At 44.9% G+C, this 22,082-nt stretch carries 16 protein-coding genes, 1 other RNA gene and 1 pseudogene; 16 read left to right on the top strand and 2 right to left on the bottom strand.

The features are described from left to right. Positions 1 to 63: 63 nt before the first annotated feature. The 3 genes from queA to yajC are packed head-to-tail and all read left to right on the top strand — an operon-like array spanning position 64 to position 2,576. Positions 64 to 1,107, top strand: a complete 1,044-nt coding sequence (gene queA, locus ABWW58_RS01755; RefSeq protein ID WP_353867556.1) for a tRNA preQ1(34) S-adenosylmethionine ribosyltransferase-isomerase QueA — start codon at positions 64 to 66, stop codon at positions 1,105 to 1,107. Then, a complete protein-coding gene (tgt, locus tag ABWW58_RS01760) occupies positions 1,107 to 2,252 on the top strand; it encodes a tRNA guanosine(34) transglycosylase Tgt (protein ID WP_353867557.1) in 1,146 nt (381 codons plus the stop codon). Before queA ends, tgt begins: the two co-directional genes overlap by 1 nt. A gap of 30 nt (positions 2,253 to 2,282) precedes the next feature. Beyond that, entirely contained in the window at positions 2,283 to 2,576 is a 294-nt protein-coding gene (gene yajC / locus ABWW58_RS01765; RefSeq protein WP_353867852.1) for a preprotein translocase subunit YajC, read from the top strand. 53 nt (positions 2,577 to 2,629) lie between these two features. Here the strand turns inward: yajC and ABWW58_RS01770 are convergent, their stop codons facing one another. Beyond that, complete coding sequence (locus ABWW58_RS01770; RefSeq protein ID WP_353867558.1) at positions 2,630 to 3,007, bottom strand: TIGR04086 family membrane protein; 378 nt, start codon at positions 3,005 to 3,007, stop codon at positions 2,630 to 2,632. Between the two features lie 227 nt (positions 3,008 to 3,234). Between ABWW58_RS01770 and ABWW58_RS01775 the strand changes: the two genes are divergently transcribed. Continuing rightward, a complete protein-coding gene (locus ABWW58_RS01775; RefSeq protein ID WP_353867559.1) occupies positions 3,235 to 3,753 on the top strand; it encodes a YetF domain-containing protein in 519 nt (172 codons plus the stop codon). On the opposite strand, the gene spoVB is transcribed toward ABWW58_RS01775, so the two are convergent. Further along, positions 3,750 to 5,303: a stage V sporulation protein B gene (gene spoVB / locus ABWW58_RS01780; RefSeq protein ID WP_353867560.1), complete on the bottom strand. Its 1,554-nt coding sequence runs from the start codon at positions 5,301 to 5,303 to the stop codon at positions 3,750 to 3,752. The genes ABWW58_RS01775 and spoVB overlap by 4 nt on opposite strands. A gap of 246 nt (positions 5,304 to 5,549) precedes the next feature. Here spoVB and ABWW58_RS01785 point away from each other — a divergent pair, with 246 nt between their 5' ends. The 12 genes and pseudogenes from ABWW58_RS01785 to ABWW58_RS01840 all read left to right on the top strand — a co-directional run bounded on the left by ABWW58_RS01785 (position 5,550) and on the right by ABWW58_RS01840 (position 22,059). Then, a complete protein-coding gene (locus ABWW58_RS01785) occupies positions 5,550 to 5,837 on the top strand; it encodes a post-transcriptional regulator (protein ID WP_093669823.1) in 288 nt (95 codons plus the stop codon). Positions 5,838 to 5,911: 74 nt separating this feature from the next. Then, positions 5,912 to 8,159 (top strand): annotated as a pseudogene (gene secD / locus ABWW58_RS01790) (protein translocase subunit SecD). Positions 8,160 to 8,185: 26 nt separating this feature from the next. Continuing rightward, entirely contained in the window at positions 8,186 to 8,533 is a 348-nt protein-coding gene (locus tag ABWW58_RS01795; protein WP_353867561.1) for a LapA family protein, read from the top strand. Between the two features lie 47 nt (positions 8,534 to 8,580). After that, positions 8,581 to 10,914 (top strand): single-stranded-DNA-specific exonuclease RecJ, encoded by a 2,334-nt coding sequence (gene recJ / locus ABWW58_RS01800; RefSeq protein ID WP_353867562.1) that lies wholly within the window; start codon positions 8,581 to 8,583, stop codon positions 10,912 to 10,914. Between the two features lie 70 nt (positions 10,915 to 10,984). Continuing rightward, the gene (locus ABWW58_RS01805) at positions 10,985 to 11,497 is read left to right on the top strand and encodes an adenine phosphoribosyltransferase (RefSeq protein WP_353867563.1); all 513 of its coding nucleotides are present in this window, start codon (positions 10,985 to 10,987) and stop codon (positions 11,495 to 11,497) included. A 276-nt stretch (positions 11,498 to 11,773) separates the two neighbouring features. Continuing rightward, entirely contained in the window at positions 11,774 to 13,945 is a 2,172-nt protein-coding gene (locus tag ABWW58_RS01810; RefSeq protein WP_353867564.1) for a RelA/SpoT family protein, read from the top strand. A 17-nt stretch (positions 13,946 to 13,962) separates the two neighbouring features. Next, a complete protein-coding gene (gene dtd, locus ABWW58_RS01815; RefSeq protein WP_353867565.1) occupies positions 13,963 to 14,409 on the top strand; it encodes a D-aminoacyl-tRNA deacylase in 447 nt (148 codons plus the stop codon). Between the two features lie 504 nt (positions 14,410 to 14,913). Further along, positions 14,914 to 16,176: a histidine--tRNA ligase gene (hisS, locus tag ABWW58_RS01820; RefSeq protein ID WP_353867566.1), complete on the top strand. Its 1,263-nt coding sequence runs from the start codon at positions 14,914 to 14,916 to the stop codon at positions 16,174 to 16,176. Positions 16,177 to 16,199: 23 nt separating this feature from the next. Then, positions 16,200 to 17,972: an aspartate--tRNA ligase gene (gene aspS / locus ABWW58_RS01825; RefSeq protein WP_353867567.1), complete on the top strand. Its 1,773-nt coding sequence runs from the start codon at positions 16,200 to 16,202 to the stop codon at positions 17,970 to 17,972. A gap of 77 nt (positions 17,973 to 18,049) precedes the next feature. Beyond that, positions 18,050 to 18,235: non-coding RNA, 6S RNA (ssrS, locus tag ABWW58_RS01830), on the top strand. Between the two features lie 279 nt (positions 18,236 to 18,514). Next, complete coding sequence (locus ABWW58_RS01835; protein WP_353867568.1) at positions 18,515 to 20,953, top strand: glycosyltransferase family 2 protein; 2,439 nt, start codon at positions 18,515 to 18,517, stop codon at positions 20,951 to 20,953. After that, positions 20,950 to 22,059, top strand: coding sequence for a hypothetical protein (locus ABWW58_RS01840; protein ID WP_353867569.1), 1,110 nt, complete (start codon positions 20,950 to 20,952; stop codon positions 22,057 to 22,059). The genes ABWW58_RS01835 and ABWW58_RS01840 overlap by 4 nt, the downstream gene beginning before the upstream one ends. Positions 22,060 to 22,082 lie beyond the last annotated feature (23 nt).

Raw genomic sequence — 22,082 nt, forward strand, 5'->3', positions numbered from 1 at the left:
CTTAGCAATCGAGGATCGCTTGCAATTAGTTGAAGTTCCCATAAAACGAAAGAGAGTGCTCAAATGGACGTATCAGATTTTGACTATGAATTACCCGAAGAACTTATTGCGCAGACACCACTGAAAGACCGTGCTGCTTCGCGACTCATGGTGCTCAATCCAAACAAAGATCGGATTGTCCATCATACGTTTAGTGAGATTATTGACTATCTAAACCCTGGTGACTGCCTCGTATTGAATGACACGAAGGTGCTTCCGGCCCGTCTGATCGGTCATAAGGAAGAGACAGGTGCGAAAATCGAATTGCTGCTCTTAAAACAAACAGAAGGTGATTCTTGGGAATGTCTTGCAAAACCAGCGAAACGTGTGCATCAGGGCGCGCGCATTTCCTTCGGCGATGGCATGTTGGAAGCCGAGTGCATCAAAGAGCTTGATGAAGGCAGACGAATCGTGACTTTCCATTATCAAGGCATTTTTTATGAAGTTCTGGATGCGCTTGGGAAAATGCCGCTGCCGCCATATATTAAAGAGCAGTTAGATGACCCGGATTTGTATCAGACTGTTTACGCAAAGCATTGCGGTTCAGCCGCAGCGCCGACAGCCGGACTGCATTTCACCAAAGCGTTGCTCGCTGAAATCGAGAAAAAGGGTGTGCATCTTGTTTTTATTACCTTGCACGTCGGTCTGGGAACGTTCCGACCGGTTAAAGTGGACAAGATTGAGGAGCACACCATGCACTCGGAGTTTTATCAGATGTCAGCCCAGGCTGCCAAACAGCTGACTAAGACTCGTGCAGAAGGTAAACGTATCATTGCATGCGGCACAACGGTCATCCGTACCTTAGAAACCATTACAGCGAAATTTGACGGCACGTTTGAAGAAACCTCAGGTTGGACGGATATTTTTATCTATCCGGGATTTCGTTACCGGGCAATTGACGCGATGATTACTAATTTTCATTTACCAAAATCGACATTGATCATGCTGGTGAGCGCATTTGCAGGTCAGGATTTTATCTTGAAAGCGTATCGCGAGGCAGTGAAGGAAAGGTATCGTTTCTTCAGTTTTGGCGACGCTATGTTTATTGAGGAAGGAATTAACCATTAATGAGTCATGCTGCAGTTACCTATGAATTAATTAAGACGGATAAACAAACAGGTGCGCGTCTTGGAAAACTCCATACGCCGCACGGGACGTTTGACACACCGATGTTCATGCCGGTCGGCACGCAAGCGACCGTAAAGACGATGAGTCCGGAAGAATTGAAAGAGATGGGCGCCGGTGTGATCTTGAGCAATACCTACCATCTTTGGCTCAGACCGGGGGAAGATATTGTCCAAGAAGCCGGCGGACTCCATCACTTCATGAACTGGGATCAGGGAATCCTCACTGATTCGGGAGGCTATCAGGTATTCAGCCTGAGTAAATTACGCGATATCTCAGAAGAGGGCGTTCATTTTCGCAACCATTTGAACGGTGAGAAGCTGTTCTTGTCCCCGGAGAAGTCAATTGCGATTCAGAATGCGCTTGGCTCTGATATTATCATGGCCTTTGATGAGTGTCCTCCGTTTGATTCAACCTTTGATTATATGAAAGCGTCTGTAGAACGGACAAGTCGTTGGGCAGAGCGCTGTCTTGCGGCGAATGTCAATCCAGATCGCCAGGCGCTGTTCGGCATCATTCAAGGAGGCGGTTATAAGGAGCTGCGCGAGCTTTCGGCGCGCGCGCTCACATCGCTCGATTTCCCCGGGTACGCAATCGGTGGCTTGTCGGTTGGCGAGCCAAAGGACAAGATGAACGAGATGCTCACCTATACGACGCCGCTGCTCCCATCTGATAAACCGCGTTATTTGATGGGTGTAGGTTCGCCGGATTCGCTGATCGACGGGGCGATTCGCGGGATCGATATGTTTGACTGTGTGCTGCCGACCCGAATCGCGCGCAATGGCACATGCATGACGGAGCATGGCCGGCTCGTGATTCGCAATGCAAAGTATGCACATGACTTTGGTCCAATCGATGAATCATGTGACTGCAAAGTGTGCCGAAACTACTCGCGCGCGTATATCCGTCATCTTGTTAAAGCAAATGAAACATTCGGATTTCGATTAACCACTTACCATAACCTTTATTTTCTGATAAAATTAATGGAGCGTGTCCGATCTGCGATTAAAGATGACCGGTTGCTCGAATTCAGAGAGGAATTCTTTGAGGCGTATGGTTTTAACAAACCGGGTGCAAAAAACTTTTGAGTATAGAAGGGAAGAGTTTCATTGAGTCTGATGCAGTTTTTACCATTGTTAGTGTTCGTGGCGATTTTCTATTTCCTACTGATTCGCCCGCAGCAAAAAAGGACAAAAGAGACAAGAGCGATGCAGTCCGCGCTTTCTAGAGGCGACAAGGTGGTTACGGTCGGCGGTCTTCAAGGCACGATTGATTCGATTGACGATCAAACGGCGGTGCTTCGTTGCGGCGGCAACAAACTGACCTTTGAACGCAACGCGATTCGCGGCGTCCTAAAAAAGGCGAATGCGCCTGAATCTGAAGCAATTGAAGAAAAAAGCACTGAGAAATAAATAGTTAAGAAAAAGCGGCCATCGATTTGGCCGCTTTTTCTATCCATAAAGATCTAATGTTTTAAAGAGAACAGATTGACACCGATGGCACCTCCCAAGGATGATGAGGCGATGTTGGCGACGAAAAAGAGGTACTGGTTCAAACCTGGCGTTTGATCAAGACCGAGATACTGGAAAAAGAGACTGAACAGGCAGTAGGCGAGTCCGGTGATTGCTCCGATCAACAATCCTTTTTCTTTCTTTTTCGATCCGGCGATCATACCGCCAACAAAGAGCGCGACAATTGAGATCACAATAGGAAGAACCGATCCATTACTTTCAGCAAAGGATGTGAAACGCAGCAGTGACGCAAGGAGAAATGCGGAAGCAAGAACGATGATGATCGCGGCAATCATGCCGTATGTGATGGAACTCAACCAGTTTCGAGACATTTTTATCACCTCCGAAGTAAATGAATTTACAGGATGAAAAGGACACATGTACCAAGCGATGATGTGAGCGTCCGGAGAAGGCGCTTGTTTTTAAAGTCACCTCAAGGTTCCTGATAGTCCATTTTATTCGGACAAATCCGGTTTCATGACACATGTCCCATTCATGAAATCGCCTGCTTTGCTCATAATAAACGTACATGATCAAGTTATCAGGGAGGCAGATCGGAATGGGAACATCGGTGATACGCGTGCTTTGTCTGACGGCGCTCGTGATTTTCGGCTTTAGGAAGATGCTGTCAATAAAGATCTCGGAACAGTCCGGAATTGACCTATTGCTTGTTTTTTCCGCTGCAGAATTGGCCATTGCCTCTGTGATCCATCCGGAAAAACCGTTGATACCCATACTCGCGCCTCTCTTAATTCTTATTTTTGTCTATCAGTCACGATTGTGGTTTTATCGCTTCACCGCAAATTGGTCCATTCATGAACACCTCATTCAATATCTAAAAAAGAAATCGGATAATCCAATCTATACCAATTATGAACCGCCTCGTGTCGGTCTCTCGCTTATCGAAAATGGCAAGGTGCGCTGCGATAATTTAAAACAGATTGGGAAAACGCAGCTCTGGCTTAGGCAGGAATTGAGAAAATTCGGCTATCGGAACATTCGCCAAGTGAACTATTTGACGATGGATACTCTGGGCAATTTTTATATGGATTTGAATGAGTACATGCGCAAGGATTAACTGAACCACTTTCCAATAATAGGAAGCTGGCTGAGCTGTTCCTTTTGAAGCAAGCCAAGGAAAGACGCAAGTATTAAATAGAGTACGGTAACAATGGACAGCAGGATAAGTGTTCTGGGCAGAAGTGTCCAGCCTATAAATGCGCGCTGGATCAGCATACGCGCGACGAACGCAGAGAAAGCGATGAGCAGAAAAGTTCGAATGTAATCACGTATAACAAGCGAGAAGCCAATCGCTTTGAACATGATTGCGGCATGTAATGCGGTGACGAGAACAACATTGGTACAGATAGCCAGTGCTGTTCCCTTGATGCCAAATTCTGGCCTGCATGTGAGAACAAAAAGCATAATCGTTTTCACAACTGCCCCGATCAGTGTGTTGTACATCGCCGCTTTTGCCAAATCAAGCGCTTGAAGTACGGCGTGCATTGGCGCTTGAAAGTAAAAGATCATGAAAAACGGAGTCATGATATAGAGAAATTGTGCGGATTCCGGTGAGTCGTAGATGATGTCCATCAACGGTCTGGCAAAGGAATAGGTGACGACAACTGAAAGGCCGCCGGTCAGCATGGCAATGCGCATCGCCTGATTCAAGCGATAATGAATCAAATTGAACGATTTGCGTGCGTAAGCTTCGCTGACCGCAGGGACTAGTGAGACATGCAGCGCGTGCGTTATGAAGCTTGGAAGCAGCAATAGCGTCATCGCGTAACCGGTTAGCTGCCCGTAGAGCTGAGTGGAGGTGGAAATTGAATAGCCGGCGATTACGAGCGCGTGTGAGACAATCATCGGTTCAAAAAAGTTGCCGAGCGAAGCGATTAGGCGGCTTCCCATGGTCGGCAGCCCGATTCGCAGCAGATCGCGCAGCGTTTCGCGCGTACCTTTCAAGGCTTTTCTCTTGGGGAGCTTGATCCTAATGCCTTCTCCGTGTTTGAATACGTAGAGCATATAGAGAAGTGACGCACATTCTCCGGCAGATCCGGCGATCATCGCACCGGCTGCGGCAAAGGCGACTCCGTAAGGCATTAACAGGTTAGCAAGCGTGGCGACAAGCGAAATACGCACGACCTGTTCCACGATTCCCGAATAGGCGTAAGGCTTCATGTTGCGGATTCCTTGAAAATAGCCGCGCAAAACGGAGCTGACGGCGACAATTGGAATAACCGGTGTTATTGCGAGAAGCGGATAGATCACGCGCGTATCCGCAAACAAGTATTTTGCGAAGATTGGAAGAATAAGCAGCATGACCGTGGTGAGAATCACACTGATCACACCGACAATCGCTAGCGACCAAACAAGCACCAATTTGATTTTACGATAGTTTCCAAAAGCTTGAGCCTCGGCGACAAGCTTTGAAATGGCAACCGGCAGACCAAGTTCGGTAAGCGTTACGACCAGAAGCATCGCCGGAAAGGCCATCATGAATAAGCCGACACCTTCATCGCCGATGACCCGTGCCAGAACCATTCCGTTGATCATACCGAGAATACGGGTAATCAAGCCGGCTGTCATTAAAATAAATGATCCTTTCAAAAAAGATTGTCGTGTCATGATCTGGCCCGCCTTTGTTTGCAAATTCACAAATAAGTAAATGATGTGGTTAAATAGAGACCGCTTTGGGAAAGGGAATTTCGCGGCCATAGTGGAGTATATGCATCAAAAGGGGCCAAGCATGACAAGCCCTGTTTATTTTTAGCGAATGACATAAATATTTAAGAAAAGGCAGCCCGGCATCTGTTTTTGTGTTTCGTATTCACTCGCAAATATGCTATTATAGGCACTATGGGAGGAATCAGAATGCCGGATGAATTGAATGATATGGAAAAGTGGCGGACGATCATTGAGCCGTTTCTGCAAAGTAAATTAAATGAGTTTCAATTGCTCGGTCTTAATCACTTGAAAATGGATGAATTCTGGCAATTTGTAAAAGAATCTCTGGAAAAAAAGAAAGAGGACAAGCCCGAACGAATCCATGAAGTGGTAGCGGCTGTTATGGCGCTGACGGTGAATGATTACATGAATAAGTTACGCGTGGATCTATTCAAAGACAGCTCAAATGAAATAGACACGTCACTATTCAGATAAATGTGATTCGCGGGCGGGAGATGCTTTCGCGTGCAGCGAGGGCTCGTTTAAAGAGAAGGGAGCAGGCTTAGACAATGGTAAAAAAAGGACCGATTTTTTCCTTTTTTGCGCTTTTAATTGTGCTGGGAGTCATCATTGGTTTTGCAGTAAATCCCATCATACATAAGGTGAACTTGGGACTTGACCTTAAAGGCGGATTTGAAGTTCTGTATCAAGTGGAACCGCTAAAGGCAGGCCAAAAAATTGATAAGGACGCGATGAGCAACGCTGTCGCGGCGATCAATAAACGTATTAACGTACTTGGTGTCAGCGAACCGAACATCTCGATTGAGAACGGACATCGTATTCGTGTTCAGCTGCCGGGAGTGAAAAACGAAAAACGCGCGCGCCAGCTGCTGTCAACAACAGCGAAGCTGGAATTCCGCGATTACAAGGATAGACTGATGCTTGACGGTTCGGATTTGAAACCTGGCAAAGCAAAAGTAGCTTTCGACCAAATGAACAAGCCGATGGTTACTTTGCAGCTTAAAGATCCGAAGAAATTCGCAAATGTAACAAAGAAAATTGCTAGTTATGCTCCAGCAGGTAACAATCAATTGGTCATCTGGATGGATTATCAGAAAGGTGACTCCTATCAGAAGGAAGTCGGAAAAAATAATCATAAATTTATCTCCAATCCTGGTGTGGATCAAGAGTTAAACACATCTGATGTGCAGATTTCCGGCAGTTTCACGATGCAGGAAGCAACCACGCTGAAGGATCTGCTCAACTCAGGATCTCTGCCGGTTCGGATGGTTGAAAAGTATTCGACCTCGGTCGGCGCTCAATTCGGACAAGACTCGATGCATGAAACCATTTACGCGGGAGCGATTGCGGTAGCGGTTATTATGCTGTTTATGCTGGCGTTCTATCGTTTAGGCGGTTTGATTGCCAATCTGACATTGGTCATTTACATGGTTATTGTTATGGCTGTCTTTGTTGGTCTGCAAGCAGTGCTTACGTTGCCGGGTATCGCCGCGATGATCCTTGGTATTGGGATGGCGGTCGATGCCAATATTATCACGCTTGAGCGTATTAAAGATGAATTAAGAGGCGGAAAGTCTGTTCTCTCAGCCTTTAAGGCAGGAAATCAGCGTGCCTTGCCGACTGTGGTCGACGCCAACTTGACAACGATCATTGCCGCAGCTGTTTTGTTTGTGCTTGGCGTCAGTGCCATCAAGGGTTTCGCTGTCATGCTGCTGATCAGTAACGTTGTGACATTCTTAACTTCTGTATATGGCGCTCGTCTGCTTCTCGGACTTTTGGTCCACAGCCGCATCTTAAATGATCATCCCTGGCTGTTCGGCGTGAAGAGGAGTGATATTCGTGGAACTAAATGAGAAAATGAATTACAAACATTACAATAAATTTTACGATCGCTTTGATTTTATGAAGCACAGAAACGTCTTCTTTGTCATTTCGTCCGTATTAATTATTCTCGGTATCGTTTCGCTCTTTGTCTTTAAGCTTAATTTAGGCATTGACTTTTCGAGCGGGACGCGTGTCGATGTTCAAAGCACTGACGCGATTTCGATTGAAAAGGTTGATAAAGCGTTTCGCGCAATGAACTATGATCCTGAACGCCCGGTCGTTTCAGGAACCCATAAAAATATCGCGACCGTTCGTATTAATGAAGAATTGAATCAACATCAGATCGCGACGATCAAGAGTAAAATTAAAGCGCAGTTCGGTGTTGAACCGAATGTCAGCACAGTATCCCCGCAAGTCGGCCGTGACCTCGCGAAAAACGGATTGTATGCGCTGATTCTCGCGTCGATCTTTATCATTATTTACGTATGGATTCGATTTGAATTCCTGCAGGGTCTCACAGCGGTACTCGCGCTGATTCACGATGCGTTCTTTATCGTGACCGTCTTTAGCCTGTTTCATATCGAGGTAGACATTCTATTCATCTCAGCGGTATTGACGATCATTGGTTATTCGATTAATGATACGATCGTTACCTTTGACCGTGTGCGTGAGAACATCAAGTTAAGCCGAAAGAGACTTTCAACAATTGAAGAATTTGGTGCAATTGTTAACTTGAGTATCCGTGAAACGCTGACGCGATCATTGAACACAGTTCTTACGGTATTAATTCCGGTAGTTCTGCTGCTCATCTTCGGAAGCGAATCAATCCGTACCTTCACAATCGCACTTTTTGTCGGGCTGATTTGTGGTGTGTATTCGTCCATTTGCATCGCGTGCCCTCTATGGGCCGTAATGAAGGTTCGCTATCTCGGTAAACGAAAGAAGAAGAGAACGGTTCAGACTCAGGCCTAAAAAGTATTGAAATGAGAGGTGCCGATATGAAAAAACAGTGGAGAATTCTGCTCGTACTCATTTTCACATTAATCATTGTTCTGTTTTCAATCGCTAATGTGGCGACTGTTGGGTTCAGCTATCTGTTTGGCACGGTTCGGCTGCCGCTTATTCTCGTGATCGTCGGTTCAGTGCTGATTGGCGCGATGCTGATTGGCTCATTTTCCTATTCCGCAATCTATAAGCAGCGGCACAGAATCAACAAGTTGGAGCGTGAACTTCGCCGGATGGTTGAACTGCACCCAGAGGATTCCGATCGGTTGAAAGTAGAAGGTTCAGGTGAAGCAGCGGCGTCACGTGAAACGCGAACTGCCGGCCATCGTTCGAGAAAATAACAAAATCCGGCCTATGCGAGGAACCGGTTTGGGAGGCGCAAAGGCGGATGCTGGAATCAAAAAATCATTGGGTAATAAAAAAAGTTGATGAAGAAAAGGTGCAGCGGCTCTCAGAGTCGCTGCATATTTCTGTGATTACCGCGCGGCTGCTCGTTGCTCGAGGGTTCAATGACGCAGCAAGCGCGCAGCAATTCCTCAATTGTGAGGACACGCAATTCTATGATTCTATGAAAATGAAGGGCATGAAAAAAGCGGATGCACGTATTCGAAATGCCGTGACCAATGGCGAGCATATTCGCGTATTCGGTGACTATGACGCGGATGGGGTTACGTCGACGGCGATTATCGTTCGGGCATTGAGAGCGATCGGAGCACATGTGTCCACCTACATTCCCAATCGTTTTAAAGATGGTTATGGACCCAATGTGAAGGCAGTAGAGCAGGCAAAGGGCGACGGAGTCACATTAATTATTACAGTTGACTCCGGTATTGCCGCAAATGACGCGGCGGAATGTGCGAGACGAATGGGCATTGACTATATTATTACGGATCACCATGAACCACCGGAATTATTGCCGGATGCGGATATGATTCTCAACCCGAAGCAGAGTGACTGCCCCTATCCGTTCAAAGGCTTGTCCGGCGCGGGGGTTGCACTAAAACTCGCTCAGGAAATTTGTTCCCCCGAAGATTTTGATGACAATTGGGTAGCGCTGGCAGCGATCGGAACGATTGCCGACCTTGTTCCTCTCGTTGATGAGAACCGGTTAATCGCAATGCGCGGCCTGAAGAAAATGAATGAGGGGTCATTGCCTGGCATTGACGCACTGAAAACGAAAGCTTCGGGGACCGGCAGTGTCGATAGTGATGTGATTGGGTTCCAGATGGCGCCAAGGCTGAACGCCGCGGGCAGAATGGATGACGCAGGAATCGCGTTGGAACTGCTCCTCACCGAAGATTCGGACGAGGCGGCGATGCTTGCAGAGCAACTCGATTCACTGAATCAGGAGCGACGAGCGATCGTTGACCGGATCGCGAAAGAAGCGGATGAGCAGGCGGCACCCTATGTGAGCCGCGGCGACAAAGCACTTGTTCTTGCCGGGACAAACTGGCATCAAGGTGTGATCGGAATTGCCGCTTCTAAAATTGTTACGAAATATTATCGTCCGGTGATTATTCTAAGTGTGGATGAAGAGACGGGTATCGCCAAAGGATCAGGCCGCAGTATTGAGGGATTTAACCTCTACCAAGGATTAAAGAAAAGTTCCGGCCACCTGATCCAATTCGGCGGGCATCAGATGGCAGCCGGATTAACGGTTGCGTCCGCTGAAATTGACGCATTCCGTTCAACCTTTACTTATGCTGCTGAACATATACTCCAGCCGGAGGATCTTGTTCCGCAATTGACCGTCGATAGCAGGTCAACAGTCGACGAGATTTCAGTAGAGCTAATTGAGGAGTTGGCTAAACTCGCGCCATTTGGTACGGATAATCCGCGCCCGCTGTTCCAAATTGAACAGGCGCCGCTGACCAAAATCAGTGCGGTAGGAAGAAATAATAGTCATCTTAAAGTGACATTCAAAGGCGCGGATAAGGCGCTTGAAGCCATTGGGTTCGGCTTCGGTGAGTGGACAGAGCGCATTGCCCCGAACGATTGTCTCGCGGCAGTCGGTGAGCTTAGTGTCAATGAATGGAATGGATTCAGAAAGGCGCAACTCCTGATTCGGGATCTTCGCGTTGAAGGAATCCAGGTATATGATTGGCGCTCGGCACGTGACATCCACGAAAAATTGAAGCGCCTTGCTGAGGATTCAGTTACACTGCTTGCGTTTCAGCCAGAAACAGTAGCATATTTTCGGCTTAACAACGCCGTTCGTCGCTATGAGACAGATATGACGCTGCCGAATCACACGGTTGCTCTTCTCGATCTTCCGGACGAAGAAAACCAGTTGGCACAGCTGATTGCTGAGAACCCGCAACTTAATCGCTTTTATTGCGTCTTTTATCATACAAGTGATCATTACTTTTCCGTGTTCCCCGAGCGTGACCATTTTGTATGGTATTATGCGTTGATCCGCCAAAAACATTCTTTTGAATTACGCGCCATGACTCGGCAAATTGCCGGCTATAAGGGTTGGAGTGAACACTCGATTTCTCTGATGACACAGGTGTTTTTTGAACTTGGGTTTGTTAAAATAGAGAAGGGCGTCTTGACTGCGGCTCCTTCACCGATTAAGGCGCCGCTGACTTCCTCTGAGACTTACCACAGGGAGAAGACGCAGCGTGAGCTGGAAGCGCGCCTATGTTATTCGCCAATCGGCGAGCTGAAACAATGGCTCATCAAGCAAATGAAGCAAGGGAAAAATCATGTCACCGAATGAGTCACACACATAGCTGACAAGATGCACATAGAGAATGGAATCATTTATGGAAACGGAGAGGGAACAAAGCATGGATTATAAAAAATACATTAAGTCAATCATGGATTTTCCAACGAAAGGCATTAATTTTAGGGACATTACATCACTCCTTGAGGAAGGCCCGGTCTATCATTCCGCCATTGATGAACTAGCAGAATTTGCTAAAAGCAAGCAGGCAGAAATTATTGTTGGACCTGAGGCACGTGGATTCGTTATCGGCGGACCGCTTGCTTATTCGTTGTCTATTGGTTTTGTTCCGGTTCGCAAACCGGGGAAACTTCCGCGCGAGATCGCCACTGTTTCCTACGAAAAGGAATATGGTGTGGATACTTTATGCATGCATAAAGATTCAATCAAACCTGGCCAGCGGGTACTTGTTACCGATGATTTGCTGGCGACAGGCGGCACGATTGAAGCTACGATTAATTTGGTGAAACAACTAGGCGGTGTTATCGCCGGTGTCGCTTTTCTGATTGAATTGACCGATCTCGACGGTGCCAGGCTGCTCAAAGATTATGACGTCTTATCTTTAATTAAATATTGATTGGATGATCCGGAGTGCCTGGAATCAGGCACTCTCTTTTTCACATCACCGTTTTGTCAAAACGCGCTATGGGTACAATGGACAGTAATTACTTTACTTTATCACGCACTTCTTCGATAATATTCGTTAAAGGTAATCAATGTCGGGGACGATGGTCGCCCGCCTTCTGTCACTGTACTTGCTTATTGACTTATTCGTCTGAAATTACTTACTATAATGTTTCAACGTTTTCGTTCACAGAATCTGGAAATGAGGCCACACACAGGTGATGATACTATGACGATGGAAGAACTTATTCAGCAGGCATCAACCTACTTAGATGAAACAGATATCGAATTAATTCGCAAAGCGTATCGTTTCGCGGATAAGGCGCATAAGGGACAAGTCCGTAAATCCGGCGAGCCTTATATCATGCACCCGATTGAAGTTGCTGGAATTCTTGTGCAATTGAATATGGATGTCATTACAATTGTGAGCGGATTTCTCCATGATGTTGTGGAAGACACGCCGATCACACTTGAAGATATTCGCAAGGAATTCGGAGACAGTGTCACTGAACTTGTCGACGGTGTGACAAAACTCAGACATTTTGAGTACACATCGAAGGAAGATCAGCAAGCAGAAAATCACCGCAAAATGTTTGTGGCGATGGCGCGAGATTTAAGATGCGTTATTGTGAAGCTTGCGGATCGATTGCATAACATGCGCACATTGAAATACATGAGCCACGAGAAACAAATTCAAAAAGCAAATGAAACATTGGAAATCTTTGCACCTTTAGCCAACCGCTTGGGTATTTCTGCGATCAAATGGGAACTCGAAGATATTTCACTCCGCTATCTTAAACCGCAGCAATACTACAAGATTGTCAATTTGATGAAGCAGAAGCGCGACGAACGCGAGGCTTACATCGCCCAAGTCGTCGAAGATCTGAGAGAATATGTTAAATCCGTACATATTGAAGCCGAGGTGTCTGGGCGGCCGAAGCATATTTACAGCATCTACCGCAAGATGGTCAATCAACATAAGCAATTTAATGAAATCTATGATCTGTTTGCGGTCCGGATCATCGTACAGAGTATTAAGGACTGTTACGCAATTCTTGGGATAATTCATACGCATTGGAAGCCGATGCCTGGGCGATTTAAAGATTACATCGCGATGCCGAAGCCCAACATGTATCAGTCGCTCCATACTACGGTCATTGGACCTAAAGGCGACCCGCTCGAAGTTCAGATTCGCACCGAGGAAATGCATGACGTCGCTGAATACGGGATTGCGGCGCATTGGGCGTATAAAGAGGGTAAAGTTAAGAACATTAACAACAAGTTTGAGGACAAGCTCACTTGGTTCCGTGAAATTCTTGAGTATCAGAATGAAACGGACGACGCCAAGCAATTCATGGAGTCGCTCAAGATGGACTTTTTCTCGGATACTGTGTTTGTGTTTACGCCAAAAGGTGACGTGATTGAGCTCCCTGTCGGATCTGTTCCGATTGATTTCGCTTATCGTATTCATACGGAAATCGGCAATAAAACAGTCGGCGCAAAGGTGAACGGAAAAATGGTGCCGCTCGATTATAAGCTCAAAACCGGCGATATTGTCGATGTGAAAACATCGAATCACTCGTACGGGCCAAGCCGCGACTGGCTGAAAATCGCGCAAAGCTCTGCGGTAAAGAATAAAATCAAGCAGTGGTTCAAACGCCAACAGCGCCAGGAAAATGTGGCGAAAGGCCGTGAAATGCTTGAAAAGGAATGCCGCAGTCAGAATTTAAGTCTGAAGGACAATCTAAGTGAGGAAAAGATCAATGAAGTAGCAAGGAAGTTCAACTTCTCTCATGAAAATGAACTGTTTGCTGCGATTGGCTATAGCGGGATAACCGCAAAGCAGGTGGTTACGCGCCTTGTCGAGGATGACCGCAAAGCTCCTGAGACGACTGAGGCAGAGGAACGGATGAAACAGCTTTCCGAGCCGAAACCAAATCAGCATCGGAAAACTTCGCTTGGCATAAGCGTGAAGGGCGTCGACAATCTGCTTGTTCGTCTCGCACGATGTTGCAACCCGGTACCCGGTGACGCCATTGTCGGATACATCACACGTGGGAGAGGTGTCACCATTCATCGCGTGGACTGCCCGAATATCAAAAATGAAGAGGATCAGCGGTTGATGGATGTCGCATGGGAAAATAACGAATTCAAAGCCAAAGAATACAATGTGGATATTGAGATCACGGCGTATGACCGGAACGGCCTGCTCAACGAAGTGCTTCAATGCGTCTCTGACTCGCATACGGCTATTAACGGCATCTCCGGCCGCGCCGATAAAAACAAAGTAGCGACAATTCATATGACCATCTTGATCACCAACATCGATCATCTCTACCGGGTGGTTGAGAAAATCAAACGGATTCCAGACATCTATTCGGTTCGCCGAGTGATGGCGTAGTAAAGGATGGATTTAGGATGAGAGTAGTCTTGCAGCGCGTGAAGCACGCAAAGGTTGAGATTGATGGAAAAACGGTTGGACAAATTGGACATGGACTTCTTTTGCTCGTGGGCATCAAAACCGGCGACATGGAAGAAGACCTTCAGTATGTCGCTGATAAATTATCCGGCTTGCGTATTTTTGAAGACGATGGCGGCAAAATGAATCGATCGGTCCGTGACGTTGAAGGAGCGATTCTATCTGTTTCCCAGTTCACGCTGTATGGAGATGCCTCCAAAGGCAGGCGCCCGAGCTTTATTGAAGCGGCGCGACCGGAAATCGCAGAACCGTATTATGAGGCGTTCAATGATAAGCTGAGAGCACATGGCCTTCATGTTGAAACCGGTGTTTTCGGGGCTGATATGGCTGTCTCTCTTGTTAATGACGGGCCGGTGACATTAATTATCGAGAGCAAAAATCATTAATTAATGGGCTGAACGATTAACGCTGGTATCGAAGGTGTAAATTTTCGCCAAACCTTGACAATTTAACTGAAGATACGTAGTATAGAAGAACGAACAAAGCCTGTGATGGAGAGGTTTTCAGATGATCTGCCGAAAGAGAAGGTGCGCCTTAGGCTGAAAGCGCGCCGGCATGGATTACTGAAAAGCGACACTCCGGAGGCGCTTTTCTAAACGGCCTAACTATATGGTCAGTAGGAAAAGACGTACCGGGCGTTAACCGGTTTTCACGAGGAAGCATCTGCATCGATGCTTTAAATGAGGGTGGCACCACGAAGTTTATTCGTCCCTTGTCTGTCGGCTCGCCGATGGACAAGGGCTTTTATTTTTATATTATTATTTTTCTATTCCTAACTCATTTGAGTCAACGATGAGCGAGAGAAACTAAGGATGAAACGGATGTTGCGGCTGCTATGCGCCATTTGAGTAGCCGTAATCATCTTGATATTAATGAAGGAGGAACGTACTGTGACGATTCAGATCCCCCGCGGGACTTATGATGTTTTGCCGGAAGATGCTTTTAAATGGCAGAAAATCGAAGAAACGGCACGAGAAGTGTGCGCGCTGTTCAACTACAAAGAAATGCGAACCCCAATCTTTGAATCCACCGATTTATTCCAGCGCGGTGTTGGTGATACAACCGATATTGTGCAGAAGGAAATGTACACATTCAAAGATCGCGGTGATCGTGATTTAACGCTGAGGCCGGAAGGAACCGCATCGTTTGTGCGCGCCTATGTGGAACACAAGCTGTTCGGTTTACCGAGCCAGCCGCAGAAGCTGTATTATATCGGGCCGATGTTCCGTTATGAACGCCCTCAAGCAGGACGAAACCGCCAATTTACTCAGTTTGGTGCGGAGGCGCTTGGTTCGGCAGATCCGTCCATAGATGCTGAAGTAATCGCGCTTGCAATGACGTTCTATCGCAAGCTTGGCCTGAAAAAACTGAAACTCGTCTTAAACAGCCTAGGTGATCCGGAGAGCCGCGCCGCGCACCGTGAAGCGTTGATCGCTCATTTCAATCCGTCGATCGGAGAATTTTGCGCGGATTGCCAGAAACGGTTGGAAAAGAACCCATTGCGGATACTTGACTGCAAGGCCGACCACAATCATCCACTGATGGCGACCGCGCCGTCAATCATTGATTATCTGAATGATGCCTCACGCGACTACTTCGCCAGAGTTAAGACCATTCTGGATGAGATGGGCATTGAGTATGAGCTCGATCCGACGCTTGTGCGCGGACTCGATTATTATAACCACACAACCTTTGAAATTATGGGCGCGAGCCAAGGCGCGATCACAACACTCATGGGCGGCGGCCGTTACAATGGGCTTGTGAGCGAGCTTGGCGGTCCGGAAACGCCGGGTATCGGTTTCGCCTTGAGCATCGAGCGTTTGCTTCTGGCTCTCGAAGTTGAAGGCTTGTCGCTGAATTCTGATCGTTCGCTTGATTGTTTCGTAGTCGCAATTGGAGAAAAGGCGGAACAGAAAGCACCGGTATTGCTGAATCAATTGCGCCTCGCCGGGCTGCATGCAGATAAAGATTACATGGAGCGTAAGGTCAAGGGTCAGTTCAAACAAGCAGACCGCGACAAAGCCAAATTTGTTGTCGTGATCGGCGATGAAGAACTGGACGCGCAGAAAGCCGTTGTCAAGAACATGGCGGACGGCGTGCAGGAAGAAGTAGCCTTTACACTGCTGACTGACTACATTAAGGAAAAAATATGATTCATATTGATGGGGTGAATGAAATGTATCGCAACGCAAATTGCGGTGAATTAACCGAAGCATCTGCCGGAAAGAAAGTCACATTAGCCGGTTGGGTGCAAAAAAGAAGAGACCTCGGCGGTGTTATTTTTATTGACCTGCGCGACAGGTCCGGCTTTGTCCAGATTGTGTTCAATCCTCAGGTAGACCAAGAAGCCTGGAAAAAGGGCGATAAACTGCGCAGCGAATATTGCGTCACGGTCACGGGTGAAGTTGTTAAGCGCGATCCTGAAGCGGTTAATGAAAAAATCAAAACCGGAACGATCGAAGTCATGATCAGCGAAATCACATTGCTGAACAAATCAAAGACGCCGCCGTTTCCTATTGAAGACGGCATTGAAGCTTCCGAAGATATTCGTCTGAAATACCGCTACTTAGATCTCAGACGTCCGGAAATGCTGGAAACGTTTAAACTGCGCAATAAAATTACACATACGTTACGCGATTTTCTTGACGAAAAGGACTTTATGGATATTGAAACACCCATCCTTACCAAGAGCACGCCTGAAGGCGCACGTGACTATCTTGTGCCAAGCCGCGTTCATCCTGGTGAATTCTATGCGCTGCCTCAGTCGCCTCAGCTGTTCAAGCAACTGCTGATGGCTTCCGGCATTGAAAAATATTATCAGATCGCTCGCTGCTTCCGTGATGAAGATTTGCGCGCTGACCGCCAGCCGGAATTCACACAGGTCGACATGGAAATGTCCTTTTTTGAAGTCGACAAATTCCAAGCGATGGTTGAAGAGATGATTGTTCGCGTCATGAAGGATGTTAAAGGTATTGATATTCCGCGTCCGTTCAAGCGTCTTACATACGCAGAAGCCATTGATTTTTATGGCAGCGACAAGCCGGACACACGTTTCGATATGAGATTGATCGACCTGACCGACATCGCGGCCGACAGCACTCTGAAGGTATTTAAAGAAGTTCAAGAAAAAGGCGGATTGGTTAAAGCGATCAACGCAAAAGGTGTTGCGTCCCAATTTTCACGTAAGCAGGTTGACGAAGACTTACGCGCGGTCGTCTCTCCTTATGGAGCGAAGGGCCTAGCATGGCTGAAAGTTGAAGAAGGCGGCATGAAGGGACCGATCGCCAAGTTCTTTGACGATGCGCTCAATGCGCGAATCATTGAACGCACAAACGCCGAACCCGGGGACTTGCTGCTCTTTGTCGCGGACAAGAAGAAGGTCGTTGCCGACAGCCTCGGCGCACTGCGTCTGCATCTCGGCAAGCTGCTTGGTCTGATTGATAAATCAGCATTCAATTTCCTGTGGGTGACACACTTCCCATTACTGTCCTACAGCGAAGAAGAGCATCGCTTTGTCGCGGAACATCATCCATTCACGATGCCTGTGCTTGAGGATCTTGAACGGATTGAAAGCGATCCGGGCAGCGTACGCGCTCAGTCGTTTGATATGGTACTTAATGGATTTGAACTTGGCAGTGGTTCCGAACGTATCTCGAATCACGATCTGCAGGAAAAGATGTTTAAGGTGCTCGGCTTCACAAAGGAACGCGCTGAAAAACAGTTCGGCTTCCTGCTCGACGCATTCGATTACGGCGTTCCGCCGCATGGCGGCATGGCGCTTGGTATCGACCGTATTGTTATGTTGCTCGCTGGTCGTTCCAGCCTGCGTGACACGATCGCTTTCCCTAAGACGGCGAGCGCTTCCGACCTGCTCACCAAGGCGCCGAGCGAAGTCGGCCTTGCTCAACTGAGTGAGCTACATCTTGATGTAGCGACTATACTCAAGTAAGCTTCCAGCACTATCCAGGCGATCTGACCTTGATAAGCGCTTTCAGATATGTTAAGATAAACACATAAGTTAAAGAAGAAATCCTGAAGTGTTAGTCGAATGTCGTTATGTTTTGACCGAACATATTTTGATCGGGAGTCCGATGTTTTCACTCGGAGCGCATGCCCTGTTTAGGGACTCGCAAACTGTGGAACGGGGCACCCACCTGCCTATAAGAGCGGGTTTCAAAACTGCGGCTTTGCAACGGCACGTTTGGGATTTTTTTTATGAATTAATAATAATCAGCAGTGAGATAAGGTTATATCTCACTGCTTTTCAATTTGTAATGATTGAATAGTAATTTTAAAAAGGAAATTCTTCTCAAGTGATATTTTCTGGTAGAGATTCTTTCTAGTTGTTTGATCTTTTTAACTATAGTATCATTTACTTATTCTTTTGTTCCTATTATTTGGTGAATGATTTTGCAAATATTTTTATCTATTTTCTAATAAGATGACAAAATTAGTTTTTTATCCCTTTTAATAAAAAGGTAGGGAGTTCTAATGCCCCAACTTAATACGGATTTAGAAAAAATACAAGTAACAAATAGATCAACTAGTGGGGAAACGATCATTAGGACGGGATTAAACTCACTAAGAAATAAAGCGCTCTTTCTTGGAACGTTTATCAGTACCATTGTCTATATGGTATGGAGAATCTTTTTTACAGTACCATTTGGATACGGTTATACCGCTTTATGTAGCGGCATTATCTTACTGATTGTAGAGATGGCAGGAATGCTAGAAGCTGCCGAGCATTTTTATAGCATGTCAAATATTGTTCATCCAAAAAAACCAACACCACCTAAAAAATGGTACCCGGATGTAGATGTTTTTATACCGACATATAATGAACCCATTGAATTGCTTCGAAAAACGGTAAATGGTTGCTGCCGCATGGATTATCCAGATAAATCAAAAGTGCATATTTACATATGTGATGACGGCAATCGCCAAGCGATGAAAGTTCTTGCTGGCAAAATGGGTGTTGGTTATTTAACGAGAGAAGAACATGAAGGAGCAAAAGCTGGAAACTTAAACAATGCTTTGGAAAAAACCTTTTCACCACTGATCGCTACTTTCGATGCGGATATGATTCCAATGCATGATTTTTTGATGTCTTCTGTTCCATTTTTCTATTATCGAGATGACGACAAAGAGTGTAACGATCATGAGAATAATGATTGGAGAAGAGTTGGTTTCATTCAGACACCACAAGCTTTTTATAATCCCGATCTTTTTCAACATAATTTATTTTCGGAAGATCGTATTCCAGACGAACAAGATTATTTTTATCGTGACGTGCAGATTTCTAGAAACAAGACAAACTCTGTAATTTTTGGTGGTACAAATGCAGTTATTTCACGTGAGGCATTGTTCAGTGTTGGTGGATTTTGCACTGAAGTCATTACTGAGGACTTTGCAACTGGTATGCTAATTCAAAATGAAGGATTTATTTGCTATGCTATTGATGATCCACATGCAATTGGACAAGCACCATACGATCTAAAAAGCTTGATTAAACAACGTATCCGTTGGGCGCGCGGCTGTATACAGACTGGTAGAAAGCTTAATTTTTTATTTCTTGATGGTTTGAGTTTAAAGCAAAGATTTAGCTATTTATCTTCAATACTTTATTGGTTTAATCCAATTAAGAGATTTGTTTATATTATGTCACCAATTTTATTTACAGTATTCGGTATTATTGTTGTGCGATGTACCTTAATAGAAGTTTTGCTATTTTGGCTCCCTATGTATTTGTTTCAAAATGCTACTCTTCGCTTTTTATCAAAAGGCATTCGCAATACACGATGGACAAGTGTTTATGACACTATTCTTTTTCCAAGCTTATTTTTACATGTTATTTTTGAAGCTATAGGAGTTAATAAAAAAAGTTTTGCAGTTACGAGAAAAGATGGAACACAAAATGGTCGACTTTATGGATTCTTACATGCAATTCCCCATGTTGTTCTGGCGATTTTGAGTATTGTAGGCATCATTTTCAGTGTCGAAAAGTCACTTTCTTCGGGATCATTTACTTTTATAGTCCTATTATTTTGGCTAGTAACGAATCTCTATGCCTTGCTAATGGCGATCTTTTTTATGATGGGTCGACCTATGGTAAGAAAAGCTGAACGGTTTAGGGCAAACATTGATTGCTCACTGTCTTGGGATGAAAAGGTTGTGAATTATAAAACATTTGATATATCGGAAAATGGTCTTTCTTTACTATTAGACTATCCTGATTATATTCCGGATCGCCCAGGGATTCATATCATATTATGTTCTGAATTATACCAGTGTACTTGTGTCGGTGAACTTGTTAATGTTATGCAATTTGGTGATAATTGGAAATATGCGTTTGCTATTACAAGAATTGATGATTCTGAAAAAGACAATCTTTACAGTCTTGTTTATGATCGACAACCATCGTTACCAACTAAGCTTGGAAACAGCATAAGTTTTTTTGATGATCTAACCATCAACCTTTTTAGACGTATGAAGCAGCCGATGGGTTATAATCGTAAGTTAGCCCGGGTGCCTCTTGATAAAACATTGAATTCCGAACAGTCAGGTCCGGTTATAATTAATGATTTTAACTATGAATACATGCTTGTATCATCTAGGCATCAGCTCAATAATCATCAGACGCTTACATTACATGTATCTGACAATTGTAAAATAAAAGCTGTATTAAAAAGACAATATATTATTAAACGTACGAAAGATAAGAGCAAATCAAGACGAAGAAATCCATTTGTTTATCTATTCCTAGTCACTAATGTTGAGGATATTGTTGGTAGCAAGGAATTTAAAGAAGAAATGATGGCTTGGATTCAAGAAGCGAGAGCTAAAAAAATGGAACAAATTCGTGAAGAAAAACGCCAATCAAAAGATACGCAACATGCTGATGAGTTCTATGAAAGGAATTATTTATCATGAACAGCTCTCATTCGTTTTTGAAAGTGGTCATTTCACTAGTTGCAGTTACTATAGTTTCTTTTGCGATTGTTAATGCAACTTACGCTCTATCAATAAAATCAACTGCTTTTTCTCCAACAATATTAAAGGTCTACACAAATGGAGTGGATGTTAATCAAAAAGAGTGGGGGCCAACGCACTATGTTGCTAATCTAGGTACTACTGAACAAAAAAATAAAAAAAAGTATTATACGGCATCGTTTTATGAGAATCGTACTAGAAATATGACTTCATTCGGAGGGATGATTTTAAACTTTTCGAACCCAAATAAAAGTACAATCCGATTTAATTTTTCATTAAATGACGGGAGTAAAAAGATTTGGAAAGTGGGAAATCGACAATTTGTAGCTTTTAAAGAAAAAAAAGATAAATATTGGGAATCTTCTCAGGCTGAGTATGGTGCGATTTCAATACCAAAGGGATTTGACGGACAAATCTATATTCCATTTTCGAGTTTGAATAAAGAAAAAAACAAGTTAAATTTATCAAATATTAAATCTTGGGGAGTCAGCTTTACTCTTAATGCAAATCAACAACGACGCGTTATTTTTGGAAATTTTTCTTTAGTGAATAAAAGATTTTCTCTTAAAGCAAATAAGATTCTTGATCAATTAATTATTGGTGATGATTTTGTGCAGATCCCGGTTGCTCAAAGTTCAATAGCAGAGTATACAATTCGTTCTGCGTATAAAGGACAATCAAAGCCAGTATTTAAAATGGCTAGCGATTTAAGTGGTGTTAGTATAAGTAAACGGGGCACGCTAAGCATCAGTAAACCAATAAAACCACAAACAATACGAATTCTGGCTTTGTCACCTGATGGATCGCGATCATCAAAGGCGATTCATTTATATGAGTCATGGACTGCCCATAGGAAAGCAAGCGATGGAGTTCCATATAAGATTCCCAATGTAAATCAGGTTAAATCACCAATGCATGTGGACAGCTTCCTTGTTAATAATCGATTCATGCATTGGATGCGAGTTGCTATTGTTTCAACCATGATCATACTTACACTCATTTATTTTTGGTGCAGAAGAATGACAATAAAGAGATATCATAATTAACAAAGCAAGCTATAAAGGTACAG

This window comes from Sporolactobacillus caesalpiniae (assembly GCF_040513385.1).
Lineage (GTDB): Bacteria > Bacillota > Bacilli > Bacillales > Sporolactobacillaceae > Sporolactobacillus.